Origin of the sequence: Micromonospora inositola (assembly GCF_900090285.1) — a bacterium.
Classification (GTDB): domain Bacteria; phylum Actinomycetota; class Actinomycetes; order Mycobacteriales; family Micromonosporaceae; genus Micromonospora; species Micromonospora inositola.
In genome coordinates, this window is sequence record NZ_LT607754.1 from 4,125,440 (window position 1) to 4,139,284 (window position 13,845).

12 protein-coding genes are annotated in these 13,845 nt (G+C 69.3%); 7 read left to right on the forward strand and 5 right to left on the reverse strand.

The genetic code is table 11. The features are described from left to right. Positions 1-202: 202 nt before the first annotated feature. A complete protein-coding gene (locus tag GA0070613_RS19750; RefSeq protein ID WP_231929280.1) occupies positions 203-3,943 on the forward strand; it encodes a S8 family serine peptidase in 3,741 nt (1,246 codons plus the stop codon). A 6-nt stretch (positions 3,944-3,949) separates the two neighbouring features. Here the strand turns inward: GA0070613_RS19750 and GA0070613_RS34615 are convergent, their stop codons facing one another. Beyond that, the gene (locus GA0070613_RS34615; RefSeq protein ID WP_197699109.1) at positions 3,950-4,171 is read right to left on the reverse strand and encodes a CoA-binding protein; all 222 of its coding nucleotides are present in this window, start codon (positions 4,169-4,171) and stop codon (positions 3,950-3,952) included. A 323-nt stretch (positions 4,172-4,494) separates the two neighbouring features. Between GA0070613_RS34615 and GA0070613_RS19760 the strand changes: the two genes are divergently transcribed. Then, positions 4,495-4,731: an IS3 family transposase gene (locus GA0070613_RS19760; protein WP_089013650.1), complete on the forward strand. Its 237-nt coding sequence runs from the start codon at positions 4,495-4,497 to the stop codon at positions 4,729-4,731. A 248-nt stretch (positions 4,732-4,979) separates the two neighbouring features. Here the strand turns inward: GA0070613_RS19760 and GA0070613_RS19765 are convergent, their stop codons facing one another. After that, positions 4,980-5,663, reverse strand: coding sequence for a DUF4386 family protein (locus GA0070613_RS19765; protein WP_157746391.1), 684 nt, complete (start codon positions 5,661-5,663; stop codon positions 4,980-4,982). A gap of 202 nt (positions 5,664-5,865) precedes the next feature. Here GA0070613_RS19765 and GA0070613_RS19770 point away from each other — a divergent pair, with 202 nt between their 5' ends. Both GA0070613_RS19770 and GA0070613_RS19775 read left to right on the forward strand, forming a co-directional pair. After that, positions 5,866-6,999 (forward strand): sensor histidine kinase, encoded by a 1,134-nt coding sequence (locus GA0070613_RS19770; protein WP_157746392.1) that lies wholly within the window; start codon positions 5,866-5,868, stop codon positions 6,997-6,999. Continuing rightward, on the forward strand, positions 6,996-7,661 hold the full coding sequence (locus GA0070613_RS19775; protein ID WP_089013653.1) for a response regulator: 666 nt from the start codon (positions 6,996-6,998) through the stop codon (positions 7,659-7,661). Before GA0070613_RS19770 ends, GA0070613_RS19775 begins: the two co-directional genes overlap by 4 nt. Before the next feature lie 893 nt (positions 7,662-8,554). On the opposite strand, the gene GA0070613_RS34440 is transcribed toward GA0070613_RS19775, so the two are convergent. After that, the gene (locus tag GA0070613_RS34440; protein WP_408630954.1) at positions 8,555-9,052 is read right to left on the reverse strand and encodes a transposase; all 498 of its coding nucleotides are present in this window, start codon (positions 9,050-9,052) and stop codon (positions 8,555-8,557) included. After that, a complete protein-coding gene (locus GA0070613_RS34445) occupies positions 8,979-9,695 on the reverse strand; it encodes an IS110 family transposase (protein ID WP_408630955.1) in 717 nt (238 codons plus the stop codon). Before GA0070613_RS34445 ends, GA0070613_RS34440 begins: the two co-directional genes overlap by 74 nt. A gap of 366 nt (positions 9,696-10,061) precedes the next feature. Between GA0070613_RS34445 and GA0070613_RS19785 the strand changes: the two genes are divergently transcribed. The 3 genes from GA0070613_RS19785 to GA0070613_RS19795 all read left to right on the forward strand — a co-directional run bounded on the left by GA0070613_RS19785 (position 10,062) and on the right by GA0070613_RS19795 (position 13,000). Continuing rightward, a complete protein-coding gene (locus GA0070613_RS19785) occupies positions 10,062-11,159 on the forward strand; it encodes a CapA family protein (RefSeq protein ID WP_231929284.1) in 1,098 nt (365 codons plus the stop codon). A gap of 596 nt (positions 11,160-11,755) precedes the next feature. Continuing rightward, positions 11,756-12,136, forward strand: a complete 381-nt coding sequence (locus GA0070613_RS33510) for a tyrosine-type recombinase/integrase (RefSeq protein WP_231929286.1) — start codon at positions 11,756-11,758, stop codon at positions 12,134-12,136. A gap of 138 nt (positions 12,137-12,274) precedes the next feature. Continuing rightward, positions 12,275-13,000 (forward strand): hypothetical protein, encoded by a 726-nt coding sequence (locus GA0070613_RS19795; RefSeq protein WP_089013654.1) that lies wholly within the window; start codon positions 12,275-12,277, stop codon positions 12,998-13,000. Positions 13,001-13,212: 212 nt separating this feature from the next. Here the strand turns inward: GA0070613_RS19795 and GA0070613_RS19800 are convergent, their stop codons facing one another. Continuing rightward, positions 13,213-13,479 carry a DUF6924 domain-containing protein gene (locus GA0070613_RS19800; protein ID WP_408631008.1) on the reverse strand — a complete coding sequence of 89 codons (267 nt, stop codon included), beginning with the start codon at positions 13,477-13,479 and terminating at the stop codon, positions 13,213-13,215. Positions 13,480-13,845 lie beyond the last annotated feature (366 nt).

Consider the following 13,845-nt stretch of genomic DNA (forward strand, 5'->3'; position numbering starts at 1 on the left):
CGCTGACCATCGTGCTGGCCGGCATAAAACCGCCACCTGGCAAGTATTGGTCAGCCTGCCATCTTGCGCCAGCGGCTGGCGCGCTGCCAGCCTAGCTGCGGCGGTTCGTGATCAACCCCGTCCGGCCGCCCCCGGCTCAGGGACATCATCAAAGGAGCCCCCCTTGCCAACCCCATTCCCCCGCAGATCGAAGCTGACAGCTTTGGCGTCTGCCCTGGCGATCCTGACGGTCAGCCCGCCGGCGTTCGCCGCCACGGTGGATGCCACCCCTGGCGCTACCAGCACATCGCACGCCGGCACCGGATCCGGTCCGAGCGCCCTTCGCACCGTCACCCTGATCACCGGGGACACGGTTACGGTCACCACCGCCGCCGACGGCACCGAGAGCAAGGGGGTCACGGGGCCGGACGGTGAAGCCATCGGGTTCAAGATCCACCAGGTCGGGAAGAGCACCTACGTCTACCCCGACTCCGCCCTGCCGTACGTCTCCGCCGGGCGCCTGGACAAGGAGCTGTTCAACGTCACCGAGCTGCTCGCCGACGGCTACGATGACGCGCACACCGACCATCTCCCGCTGCTCGTCAGCTATACCGACAGCGCCGCCCGCGCCCGCGCCCAAGCGCTTCCCGCTGGAGTCGCGAAGGTCCGCACCCTCAGCAGCATTCAGGGCGCCGCGCTGACCGAGAGCCACGGCCACGCCGCCGACTTCTGGTCCGGGCTCACCGGAGGGGCCGGCGCGCAAAGTGCCGCACGCGTCACCGGCGGCGCCCAGCCCTCCTTCACCGGTGGTATCGCCAAGGTGTGGCTGGACGGGAAGGTCAAGGCCACTCTGGCCGACACCACCGCGCAGATCGGCGCCCCGGAGGTATGGGCGGCAGGCAACACCGGTCAGGGCGTCGACGTCGCCGTGCTGGACACCGGCGTGGACGCCAGCCACCCGGACCTGGCGGACCGCATCGCCGGCTCGGCCAGCTTCGTGCCCAACGATCCCGACGTCAACGACTACCAAGGCCATGGCACGCACGTCGCCTCCACCATCGCCGGCACCGGCGCCGCCTCGGACGGCAAGGAGAAGGGCGTCGCCCCCGGCGCCCGCCTGCACATCGGCAAGGTGCTCTTCTCGGTGTGCGCGGGCTGCGACACCGTAGGCCAGCAGTCGTGGATCCTGGCGGGTATGGAGTGGGCCGCCCGCGACCAGCGCGCCAAGATCATCAGCATGAGTCTCGGAGGCCAGCCGACCGACGGCACCGACCCGATGAGCCAGGCCGTCAACCAGCTCAGCGCGGAGACCGGCGCGCTCTTCGTCATCGCGGCGGGCAACAGTGGCGCCCCGGGTACCGTCGCCTCGCCGGGCGCCGCGGACGCCGCTCTCACCGTCGGAGCCGTGGACGCCTCCGACCAGCTCGCCGACTTCTCCAGCCAGGGCCCGCGCGTAGGCGACTCCGGGCTCAAGCCGGAGCTCACCGCACCGGGAGTCGACGTGCTTGCGGCACGTTCGCACTACACCGCGAATCCGGGCGAGGGCCCCTACACGACGATGAGCGGCACCTCGATGGCCACCCCGCACGTCGCGGGAGCCGCCGCGCTGCTGGCCGCCGCGCACCCGGACTGGACCGGCCAGCAGCTCAAGGATGCCCTGATCAGCTCCACCAAGGCCACCCCGCAGTACACCCCCTATGCGGCCGGCTCCGGCCGTCTGGACGTCGCGGCCGCTGTGCGGGACACGATGTTCGCGACCGGCAGCGCCTACGCCGGCCTCGACCCGTGGCCGCACCAGCCCGGTGAGAAGCGCGACAAGGAGGTGACCTACACCAACACCGCCGACGCCCCGGTCACCCTCAATCTGGCGATCAACGCGCCTGACGCGCCTGCGGGTCTGTTCACCCTGTCCGCCACGCAGGTCACCGTGCCCGCGCACGGCACCAGCAAGGTCACCTACACGGCCAACATGGACAAGGCCCCCCTGGACAGCCACTTCAGCGGCATGATCAACGCCTCCGACGCCGACGGTAAGATCCTCGCCCACACCCTCATCGGAGTGGGCAAGGAAGCGGAGCGCTACAACCTCTCGATCACCGCCAAGGACCGCAGCGGCGAGCCGCTCTCCGGGCTGCTCTGGGTGGCGGGAAAGAACTTCTCTCACTTCTACGGGATCGATGAGTCGGGCACGCTCAACCTCCGGCTGCCGGTCGACACGTACGCTGCCTTCCTCGAGGCCGACGTGCAGGGCACGCACGGCCCGCACTCCCTGGGCGTAGCGCTGCTGAGCGCTCCCGAGATCGTCCTGGACCGGGATCGCGCGGTCACGCTGGACGCCTCGGCCGCCCGGCAGGTCAGGGCCGTCGTTCCCAAGGAGACCACCGACTCCCATGCCCACATGGACGTCTACCGATCATTTGATTCCGCCCATCGCGTGATGAGCACCGCGGGCACCTTCATGCCCGGGTACGACAGCATGTGGGCGCTGCCCACCGGCAATAAGGTCACCAAGGGTGACTTCTCCTTCGGCGCGCGCTGGCGCAAGGAGGAGCCCGCACTGACGGTGGCCTCCGACAAGCGGAGCTTCGACGACCTGAGGTTTCAGCGAGGCTCGAAGCCGCTTCCCGATGGACGGATGACCCTCGACACGATCTTCGCCGGGCAGGGCGCCCCGGCCGACTACGCCGGGCTAAAGGCCCACGGCAAGATCGTCGTGGTGCGCCGCAACGACACCGTCGTACTGGAGCAGCAGGAGGCCGCGGCCGCACAGGCCGGCGCACGGCTGCTGCTGGTCGTCAACGATGGGGTGGGCCGGCTGGCGCCCTGGCCCAGGCAGCCCATCATCTCCCTTCCGTTCCTTCCGCCTGTCTCAGTGGCCACCCTCACCCAGGACGAGGGCGAGGAGCTGATCACCCAGATCCAGCACGGTAAGACCCCGCTGACCCTGGTCTCCAGCCGCGTCACGGACTACCTCTACGACCTTGTCCGTCACTACGTCGGCGCGATACCCGACGACCTGACCTACCAGCCGACAGAGGAGGACTTGGCCCGCGTCGACGTCTCCTTCCGTAACTACCGGCCGAACAGGGCGACCGAATACCGCTCAGACATCTGGCAGGGATTCATAACAGGCGCCTCTTTCCTTAACGAGGCTCCAGCCCAGGGTGAGCGCACCGACTGGGTCTCTGCCGACAACACGGACATCCAGTGGAAGGAGCGGGCCCAGCTCCCCGGTGAAGTCCAGGAGACGGCCTCGGCGGTGCGCTACAAGGCGGGCACCACCAGCGACCTTCACTGGTTCGGCCCGATCCACCGTCCCCGCCTCGACAACCAGACAGGGGGGAATAGGACTGACGACAAGATCGACGCCGCGATCCCGGGCTGGGGCGACTCCGGTGTGGACCACGTGGGCATCACCGTCAGCAACCCCCTAGTCAGGAACACGGTGACGCTGTACCAGGGAGACACGCTTTTGTCCACGTGGCCCGCCGACTATATGGCGGTTTCGGGACTCAGCCCCCAGCGCCTGCCCTACCGGCTCGTCTCCGAGAACTCCCGGGGCGACTGGAAGAACCCGTACTCCACCAGCACGCGGACCGAGTGGGGGTTCACCTCGGCGGCCGGCGACCCCGGTACGTCCGCAGTCCTGCCGTTGATCCAGCTCGACTACAAGGTCGACACCGACACCGCGGGCAAGGCAAGCCGGAACGCCGACCTCGTGGTCACTCCCTCCCACCTCGCGGGAGGACCGAGCTCCAATGCGATCGGCGACGTCACCCTTGACGTCTCCTACGACGACGGCGCCACCTGGCAGCAGGCAGCGCTCAACCACATCGGTGACGGCTGGGAGACCATGCTCCACGCCCCGGCCGGCGCCACGTACGTCACCCTGCGCGCCTCCGCGCACGACAACCAGGGCAACAGCGTCACCCAGAGCATCACCCGCGCCTTCGGGCTGATGTAACCACCCTCAGCCCGTCGCTCGGGCGGGGCCGCCACCCGCGGTCCCGCCCGAGCGGCAGTCCCGCCCGACACACGCCTGCACGCCCCGGCGTCGCGCCCACTCGATCGCCGGGCAACGGTCCATGACGACGTCGAGCCCGGCGTCGAGCGCACGCTCGGCGGCGGCCTCGTCGATCACCCCGAGCGGGAGCCACACGGCGCCGGAACCCGCTGAGATCGCCTCGACCAGCGACGCGCTCCGGCACCGCGCTGGCCACCCCCGCGTACTGCAGCGGGTAGCGCTCGTTGGCGGCTACGTCGCCAACGTCCACGCCGATCTCGGCGGCGGGCCGCCTCGACGCGGCGGCCAGGCTGCCGGCGCGGGCGACCTCCGGGTAGAGCTGCGCCGGGTCGGGGAACTCGGGCTCCGGTGGGCGTGTCTCCGTCGTCACTGCCGCGGTGTGCCGTCGAGGGCAGCGCCACGCCACTCAGGCCGCTGGCCGGTCGGCCCACCGGCTCGGCCACGCCCCAACCATTCGATGCGGTAGTCCCGCGACGTCGAACTACGCGCTCATGGAGAACTTCTGGTCGACGCTGAAGATCGAACTCGTCTTCCGCACCTCCTGGCGGACCCGCGACGAGGCCGAGAACGCGATCTTCGCCTACATCGACGGCTGGTACAACACCCGCCGCATCCAGAAGGAACTCGGCTACCTCAGCCCCGACGAGTACGAAACCGCCTGGCACCCCCGCCAGAAGGAACCAGCCCAACCAACTATCGCTACCCCTGCACCAGCCGGCAGCAGGTAACCACCGCTCCATCAAAGCGGGGGGACCTCAAAGGGCGTCATGGCCGGTCAAGGATCGCAGGGCGCTGGCGGCGCAGCTGGAGATGGCGGCGTGACGAGTCTGAGGAAGGCCGACCTGATCGCGGATCGCCGTGCGGACCGGACCATCGGCTTCCGCCTGAATTCCACCGCCATCCACCACCTGTGAACCACCAGCCCGCAAAAGCCAGACAGCGCTGGTGGCTGGCCGAAGCCAGCCACCAGCGCCGGCTAGGCGGCCTTCACCTCCGCAGCGGGGGCCGCGGGTGCGCAGGCCCGCCAACCGTCGAGCCACTCCCGATCCGGAGCACGCAGCACCCGCACGCCGGTCCACGCGAACGCCGCTGCCAGCAGCGCGCCACCGATTGCCTCGGGCAGCGGCACGAAGAACGACGCCATTCCGAACAGCATCAGCACCGGGATCGCGCGGGCCACCGCGCCGCTCCGCCAGAGTGAGGCGGCGAGGACTGGAAAGCCGAGCAGGCCGAGGAGGGTGAACAACACCGCGACCACGAGCGCGGGGTCGCTGTTGGTCGCCGCCATAACGGCGACGTCCTGGCTGCTGACGCCATCGTCGACCATGCCGGCGACGACGCTGCTGTGCCCCACGTCGACCGCGTTGCCAACGAGATTGAGCAGCAGCAACCCCACGCCGAGGTGGGCTAACCTGGCGCCGCGGTGGCGCAACAGATGCAGCAGGCCGAAGAGCGCCGGCAGCATCAGCGCCACCATGAGGAGCTGGGCCACGGACGAGACGGCGTTGAGCTGCTGATGCGCCGCGACGGAGTCGAGGACGTCTTTCTCGTCGCCGGAATTGACCGTTTTGGTGGCCAGGAAGACGAGGATCGCGACACCGCCAGCGACGAGTGCCGCAGCGGTGAAACGCCTGCGAAATCGGTCCACAGGGCTGAGCATGATGGCCTCCACTGGGGTGGTGGTTCGGGACTGCTTCGTCAAGGTAGGCCCGGGAGCCACGGGGGCACATCGCCCGGCATCACTATCTGTACCTCCCTCGCGCAGGCGACGCCAGCCGCCAGCGCATCGCCCGCCCGGCTGACGCGCGTCCCGTCACTCCCGCGCTAGGTTCCGTTCTGTGGACCGGATACAGCGTCTGAGGTTGGTCGACCGGATGGTCGCCAGCGCGCTGGCCGCCCTCGCGCTAGCCAGCGTCTGGCTCATCGAGCCGGGTCAGGAGCCTCGGCCGACGGTGACCGTGATCGCGCTGGTGATGACCGGATCGCTGGCGTGGCGACGGCGGGCGCCGACGGCAGTGCTGACGGCGGTGCTGATTGCGTTGCTCGCGCTCGCGACGGTGGCGCACACGGTCAGTCCGATGTATGCCCTGCTGGCGACGATCATCGCCGTGCACGCCGTCGGGGCGTACGGGCCGTGGCGGATCGGCCTGGTCGGCATCGGCGTCACTGCGGTGGTGTTGTGGCTCGGCCTTTGGATGGACCCGACGCGCCATGAGTTCTTCGACTATCCGTTCGCGCTCATGCTGGCCGCCGGCAGTTGGGGCTTCGGCGCCGCCCTACGTTCCCGGGAACGCCGCGCGATCCGCCTGCAGGAGCAGGGGGAGCAGTTGGCTCGGCAGGCGGTTCTCGAGGAACGGGCCCGCATCGCCCGGGAACTGCACGACGTCATCGCCCACTCAGTCAGTGTGATGGTGGTCCAGACCGGTCTGGTCAGACGACGGATCAGCCGGGAGCGGCCCGACGAGGCGCACCTGCTCGGCGAGGTCGAGCAGATTGGCCGGCTGGCGCTGGACGAGATGCGCCGACTTTTGGGGCTGCTGCGCGCCGACGGTGAGGAACTGGCGTTGTCCCCGCAGCCCGGCCTGGCCACGCTTGCCGGCCTTGTCGAGCAGATGCGGGCGTCAGGTGTCCCGGTGGAGCTGACCGTGACCGGGGACCAGGGGCCGCTGCCACCCGGGCTCGACCTCGCCGCATACCGGATCGTGCAGGAGGCGTTGACCAATGTCCTCAAGCACGGTGCCGGTTCGGCGGCGCACGTGGCGATCGACCACGGTCGAGGCCAGCTGACGATCGGGGTCACGAATACCCCGCCGCATCAGGAGGGACCGTCTCCACACGTCGGCCACGGCATGGTGGGGATGCGCGAGCGCGCGGCACTCTACGGTGGCACTTTCGAGGCCGGACGACGGCCGGACGGCACGTTCTCCATACGGGCGACACTGCCCGTCGAACGTGAGCGGCTGGTTCACGTCACGGGCAACGAGGTCTCGCAGTGACCATCCGCGTGGTGATCGCAGACGACCAGGCCATGGTACGCCGCGGCTTTCGTCTGCTCCTAGACGACGAACCGGACCTCACCGTGGTCGACGAGGCGGGCGACGGGGAGCAGGCAGTGGCCGCGGTGCGCCGCCACCGCCCGGACGTCGCACTCATCGACATCCGCATGCCGATCCTGGACGGTCTCGCCGCGACCCGCCGTATCGTCGCCGATGGCGGCTGCACCAGGATCATCATCCTGACCACCTTCAATCTCGACGAGTACGTATTCGAGGCGCTTCGCGCGGGTGCCAGCGGTTATCTGCTCAAGGACGCTCCGGCGGAGACACTCATCGACGCCGTACGGGTCGTGGCGGCCGGCGACGCGACGCTCGCGCCGTCCGTCGCCCGCCGGCTCATCGAACAGTTCTCCCAGCTGCCCCAGCCGCGGGCGGCGCTCAGCGCCGCACTCGCCGAGCTGACTCCCCGCGAACTCGATGTCCTTCATCTCGTGGCCCGAGGCCGCACCAACGCCGAGATCGCCGCGGACCTGTTCGTCAGCGAGCACACCGCCAAGACACACGTCAGCCATCTACTCGCGAAGCTCGACCTGCGGGATCGCGTTCAGGCGGTCATCTTCGCCTACGAGTCGGGTCTGATCAGGGCCGGCGGCCCCGACTAATTTCTCGCCGAGCAGGCTCCCTCGGCAGGCTGGCCGGCCACGCGTACCGGCGGCAGCCACAGCCGGGAAGCCAGCAAGCACGCTCGCCGCCTTCAAGATCTCGTTCGCCCAACGCTGCTCCGCCACCACCTTGCGCAGCCGACGGTTCTCCTCGGCCATGTCGCTGGTGGGCCGCTCGGTGCGTTCACCGGCCGGGGTCCAGTGGCCGAGTCCGGCTTTGTCGACCTTGCGGTGGAAGCGCATGCCGGCGAGGCCGCCGAGGATGCGCCGATTCCTACTGCTACAACATCACCGCCGACCACGGGTCCGTCGGCGGAAACGAGATCGTCCTGGCGTATGCCGAGGGCCGCACGTTCGAGCCGGTGTTCATGCACCACGAGATGGGCCACGCTCTCGGACTCGAGCGCTCCTCCTCCCAGGTCGAGGGCGTGTACGGCGACGACTACGACATGATGAGCGCGGTCCGAAGGGTCAAGGCATTCCGCGATGTCCTCAATCGCGCTGCGGGTCCCGGCTTGGCGGCCCGAACCTTGAACGATTGGGGGTGGCTGCACCGGTCTCGCGTGTGGCAGTCCTTCCCGCTCACGTCGCAAGCAGTGACTTTGGCGGCGGTGAACCGGCCGGAGGTCGACGGTTACCTGGCGGTGAAGCTCTCCTGGTGGCCGCTCCTCCTCGGACCGGTTTGGGTGGAGTACCGGCAGCCTGGTCAACGGGACCGAGGCCTGAACGAACCGATCGTGCTGGTACACCGGCGCAACGCGCAGGGTGGCGCCGAGTTGGCGGGGGGTCGGTCCAATCGCCCGGGTCGGCTGCGGGCCGGCGAAGAGTACAGCATCGTGGGCGCCTTCACCGTCGTCGTGCGGGTTGAGGGGCGCCGATGCCCCTATGTTCTGTCAAGCGGTTCGTGGGGTCGGATCTACGGGATCGAGCTGGCGGAGCAGGTGGTAGATCTCGCGGGCGATGTACCGCTTGAGACATCGCATGGCTTCGCGGCGGGTGAGGCCTTGACTGCTGCGTCGGTCGAGGTAGTCCTGGGTGCGTTGGTCACCCCGTGATCGGGTCAGGGCGATGCGGTAGAGGGCGGCGTTGGCACGGCGGTCGCCGCCGCGGTTGAGTCGGCGCCGGCGGGTCTTGCCCGAGGACGCCTCGATCGGGTTGACGCCGCATAGCGCGGCGAAGGATGCCTGGCTGTGCATCCGGTCGGGGTTGTCCCCTGCGGTGATCAGCAGCGCGGAGGCGCTGTCGGGGCCGATCCCGTGACGGTGCAACAGCTGTGGCGCGTACGAGTTCAGCACGGCGGTGATCTGGCGCTGGAGTTCACGTTCCTCGGCGGTGAGTGTCTGGATACGCTGGGCCAGGCGGCGCAGGGTGTAGACGGTGGCGGTGGCCACGTCGGTCGGGGCGGTGTCGGGCAGGGTGGCGCAGTGGCGGATCAACGCTGTGTCGGACAGGCCGGTCAAGGTGTCGCGTAGCGTTGTGGCGGCGGTGACGATGACGGCCTTGAGCTGGTTGACCGCCTGGGTGCGGGATTTCACCGCGGAGGCTCTGGCCAGGCGGAACATGCGCAGCATCTCCACCGGCCCGTCGGGCGGTCTTTGCGGTGGCGGCGGCCCGGCCGGACAGCACCGCCAGGGCGGCGGCCATCGCGTCGACGGTGTCGGTCTTGCCGTGGCGGCGGCGCGCCGCGCGGTCGGGGCGGTTGACCTCGATCACGGTCAGACGCTGGTCACGCAGGTAGCGGGCCAGGCCCGCGCCGAAAGAGCCGGTTCCCTCGACACCGGCGCGGCGGAGGTCGCCGAAACCACGTGCCCAGGCCAGCAGGTCGCGGTAGCCGGCGGCGGTGGTCGGGAAGCTGGCAGAGGCGACCTGGACGCCGAGCGGGGTGGTCACTGCGGCGACGTGGGCGTCCTTGTGGGTGTCGACGCCGAGGATGACCTCCTCGCCGGTCGGGTCGGGCTGACTGTCCGGGGCGGTGTTCGGCATGCTGGGCATGGACCGTTTGTCTCCTGGTGGCTTGGGACGGCGGATGGCCATCGCCGGGCCGGCAGGGCGGTCAGAACTGTGATGGTGCCCTTGTTGCAGCAAGGCCCCTATCGGGACACGCTCTACCGGTCCGGTGACAGCAGGCCCTCCCGCGAGCCACAGTCGACAGATCAGCGCAAAGGCATCGACTGAGCCGGTTGCGTTACGGGTCAGACCGTGGCCCGCGGGAGCACGGCTCCTACGATCTCAGAACCGCACCCTCACACTCACAGTTGCGTTATCGGATCGGCGCCAGGTCAAGTGAGCCAGCCAACCTCGACGTGCCGCCTCAGGCCGACCGCGCTGAAGATCCCGCCGCGCCGCAGTAGCACCCTCCAGGCGCTTGGGGCGTCGCCCGGAGCGCGTACCCTCGGCCGGGTGATCCGCAGGACCGCGCTTACCTCGCTGGCGGCGCTGGCGGCGGTCGCGGTCGGCGTCGGGCTGGCCGGATGCGCCGCCGGATCGACCGGCCCGGCACCGGTCTGGCGCGGGGCCACGCCGGGTCCGACGCCGTCCGCCACCGGCACCGCGACGCCGGGGCCGAGGGCGCCGGTCGAGGTGCGGCTGGCCTTCGCCGGTGACGTCCACTTCACCGGCCGTACCCTGCGCCTGCTCGACGATCCGGAGACGGCCTTCGGGGCGATCGCGTCGACGCTGCGCGACGCCGACGTCACGCTGGTCAACCTGGAGACGGCGGTGACCGACCGGGGCACCCCGCAGCCGAAGACGTACCACTTCCGGGCTCCGAAGACCGCCTTCGCGGCGCTGCGCGCGGCCGGGGTCGACGCGGCGTCGATCGCCAACAACCACATCCTCGACTACGGCCAGCAGGGGCTCTCCGACACCCTCGACGCCGCGACGGAAGCCCAGTACCCGGTGTTCGGCGCGGGCCGCGACGCCGACGCGGCATATGCGCCCTGGTTTACCACCGTACGAGGGCTGCGGATCGCGGTGCTCGGCATGTCACAGGTGCATGACCTGGCCGGGTCGTGGCGGGCGACGGACACCCGACCGGGGGTGGCAATGGCGTTCGATCCCGCCCGGGCCACCGCCGCGGTGCGTTCGGCGCGGGAGCAGGCCGACCTGGTCATCGTCTTCATGCACTGGGGCGTCGAGGGTGATTCGTGCCCGAGCGGGGAGATGAAGACGTTCGCCGGAAGGCTGTCCGCGGCTGGCGCCGACATCGTGGTCGGTACGCACGCGCACACGCTGCTGGCCGACGGCTGGCTGGGCCAGACCTACGTGCACTACGGACTGGGCAACTTCCTCTGGTACGGCAATTCGCACAGCGCGGACTCCGGCGTGCTGAACCTGGTCGTACGCGACCGGACAGTGGTGGACAGCCAGTTCGTCCCGGCGACGGTGTCCGGCAGCGGCCAGCCGGTGCCGGCCACCGGGGTTGGTAAGCAGCGCATCCTCGACAAGCTCGCCACCGCACAGCGGTGCACCGGCTTGGCGGCGAAGCACCCCGGATAGCGCGGCCGACGGCGCCCCGGCCGCCCCCACCACATCGAAGACCTCATCGACAAGATCAAAAAACGCAACGCCGACATCGCTACCGCGAAAGTCAGCCCCGACCCCGCCCACCCGCGCCAGCGTGAGAGGAGTGCGACCCACCGGGCCTGCCACCATCGCGCGTATCCGCGCGACCCTGCGCAAGGCGTTCAACGACGCCCTCGCCCCAAAGTGGTCAGCGGCATCCCGAACCCTGCCACCCTGGTCAAGACCTCCAATGCTCGGGCCAAGCCGATCGTGTGGGAACCGGAACGGGTCGAGAGGTGGAGGGCCACGGGTGACGTCCCCGGTCCGGTCATGGTCTGGACCGACGACCTCCTCGTCCAGTTCCTCGACTACGCCGCCGACCACGCCCCCGACCTGCACCCCCTACTGCATTTCATGGCCTACCGCGGACCCCGCCGCGGTGCGGCCTCCTCGACGCCGAAGTCCGCCTCGGCAAGGCCGAGGTCAGCATCGTCAACCAGATCGCCACCCGCGGCTACGAAACCCGGCAGGAGCGGCCCAAGAGCGACGCCGGCAACCGCGATGTCGACCCCGACCCCGACCCCGTCGCCGTGCTCACCGCCTACAAGGCCCGCCGCGCCGCCTGGCGCCTCGCCGCTGGCACAGACTGGCCAGACACCAGACTGTTCTTCGTCCGCCCCGACGGCGAACCCTGGCACCCCAACGCCGTCACCCAACGCTTCCGCCGCCTCGTCAAACGAGCCGGGCTGCCACCCATCCGCCTGCACGACCTGCGCCACGGCGCCGCCACCCTCGCCCCCGACGCTGGCGTCGACATCAAAGTCGTCTCCGACCAACTCGGCCACTCCACCACGACACTTACCAGAGCGTCGTCAAGCGGCTGCACCATGAAGCCGCAACCGCCGTCGCCGGAAGGATCAAGAACAAGCGGCGCCGTACCGCTTGAGCAACCCGACCTGGGTGATTGGTGATGGGTTGAAATATCGGCTCAGGGGGTCTGCGGTACTTTCTTCACCAACGCCGATCGGTGAACAGGTGGAGTTCCTGCCGCGTTGCCGGACGTCTTACATGAGGCGACGGCCGGTATCCACATTGGAGGGCATGATTCGATGAGTTCCTACACCATCACCATCGCCGCTGACGATCCCAGTCGAGCGACCACAACCTTGAAGGTCGAGGTGAACGACACCACCCCGCGCATCACCGAACTGGTGGTTCGCGCCGGGCAGGGGGACGGGCTGACCGCGGGCCAGATCCCCGCGGTCGACCTGGACCTGCTCTTGAGGGCGATCGCGCCCGCCGCCGGTGGGCAGCAGGCGATAGCCACGCCGCCAATTGCCGTATCCGACGAGGCGCCCGCGGCCGGCGCCGTGCCCATCGGCGACGGTGAGCCCGCCGCCGAGCCGACGGCGGTCCAGCCCACCGCCCCTACCACGGGTGCGGATGAGCTGGCTACGAGTAACGCTGAAGGCGCTGGTGCGGTTGACGTCGTGGTGCCCAAGCAGGCGTCACCGGCGACCAAGGCAAGCAAAGCGAAGACGGCCACCCAGGCGTCAGGCGCCGGCGCGACCCACAGCCGAGCGGGCAAGCCGAAGACCGCAACGGGCGCCAAGGCCACGACTACGGCGGCGAAGGCCACGAAGCGGATCGGCAAAGGCGGATTATCCGGAGGCGAGGGACGGGTGTACCGGCGCTCACCGGCCGATCTCGAAGCGGTCTACCAGCAGGCCGGCAATGTGACGGCTGTCGCCGACCATTATGACGTGCCCCGGCACACCGCCCAGGGGTGGATCCGCACGCTGCGCCGCCGGCAAGCCGGGCCAATTTCTGAGTAGCGAAACGGGTACCGGGTCGGAACGGGCCAACAGGGGTGTCGCTTCAAGGCACGGGATAGGACCTGACGGTGGGGGCTATCGACATGCTGCGACAAGCTGTCAGTATGTCGTCTCCGTCGCGGGCGGCCGGTACTGGTAGACCTTGTGCCTCGCTCTCCAGTCCGCGGCGTGCCCGATTCGGCGGGCCATTGGCCTCTCCTTCACGGGCTTGGTCAGTCACCCTCGAAGCCGCGGAACGTGCCGGACTCGTCGGCGGCGTCGGCGAAGTCGGCGAAGTCCATGTTCGCGATGGACATGTTGGCGGAGACTTCGGCGTACCAGCGGGGTGGCACCCGGAAGGTGCGGCCGGGCTCGTCGTAGAGGTCGACGGCGAGCAGCGGGTGTTCGTCGTCGGCCATGGTGGTCGAGTCGGCGAGGAACAGGTAGGTCAGCTTGTCGTCATCGTCCGCGTCGGCATCGGCTTGGACCAGGGCATGGATGCCTACCGCGGGTACTGAGGTCGCTGACGAAGGTCGCGTTGGGGTAAGGGTCTCCGGCGATGGGGACGGCTTTCAGTGCGTCCCACGCCGCGTTATCGGTGAAATCGGTACGCAGGACCAGCGACGTGAGGTCTTCGGGTTGGGGCAGAGGGGTCACGAGTGCGTGTGGCCGTGGCCAGCAGCCGGGCGGCGGCCTCGCCGACCAGCTCAGCTTCGCCGTCAAGACCTTGGCGCACCACGGCCGCCGGTCCCCAGGCTGTGGACAACTCGCGTGCCGTGGATAACGCCCTGATCATGCTCAGACGGGGACGGGCCAGGGACTCGACAGCTGCGTTATTAGGAAACGATGGTTATCTGAAGGACACC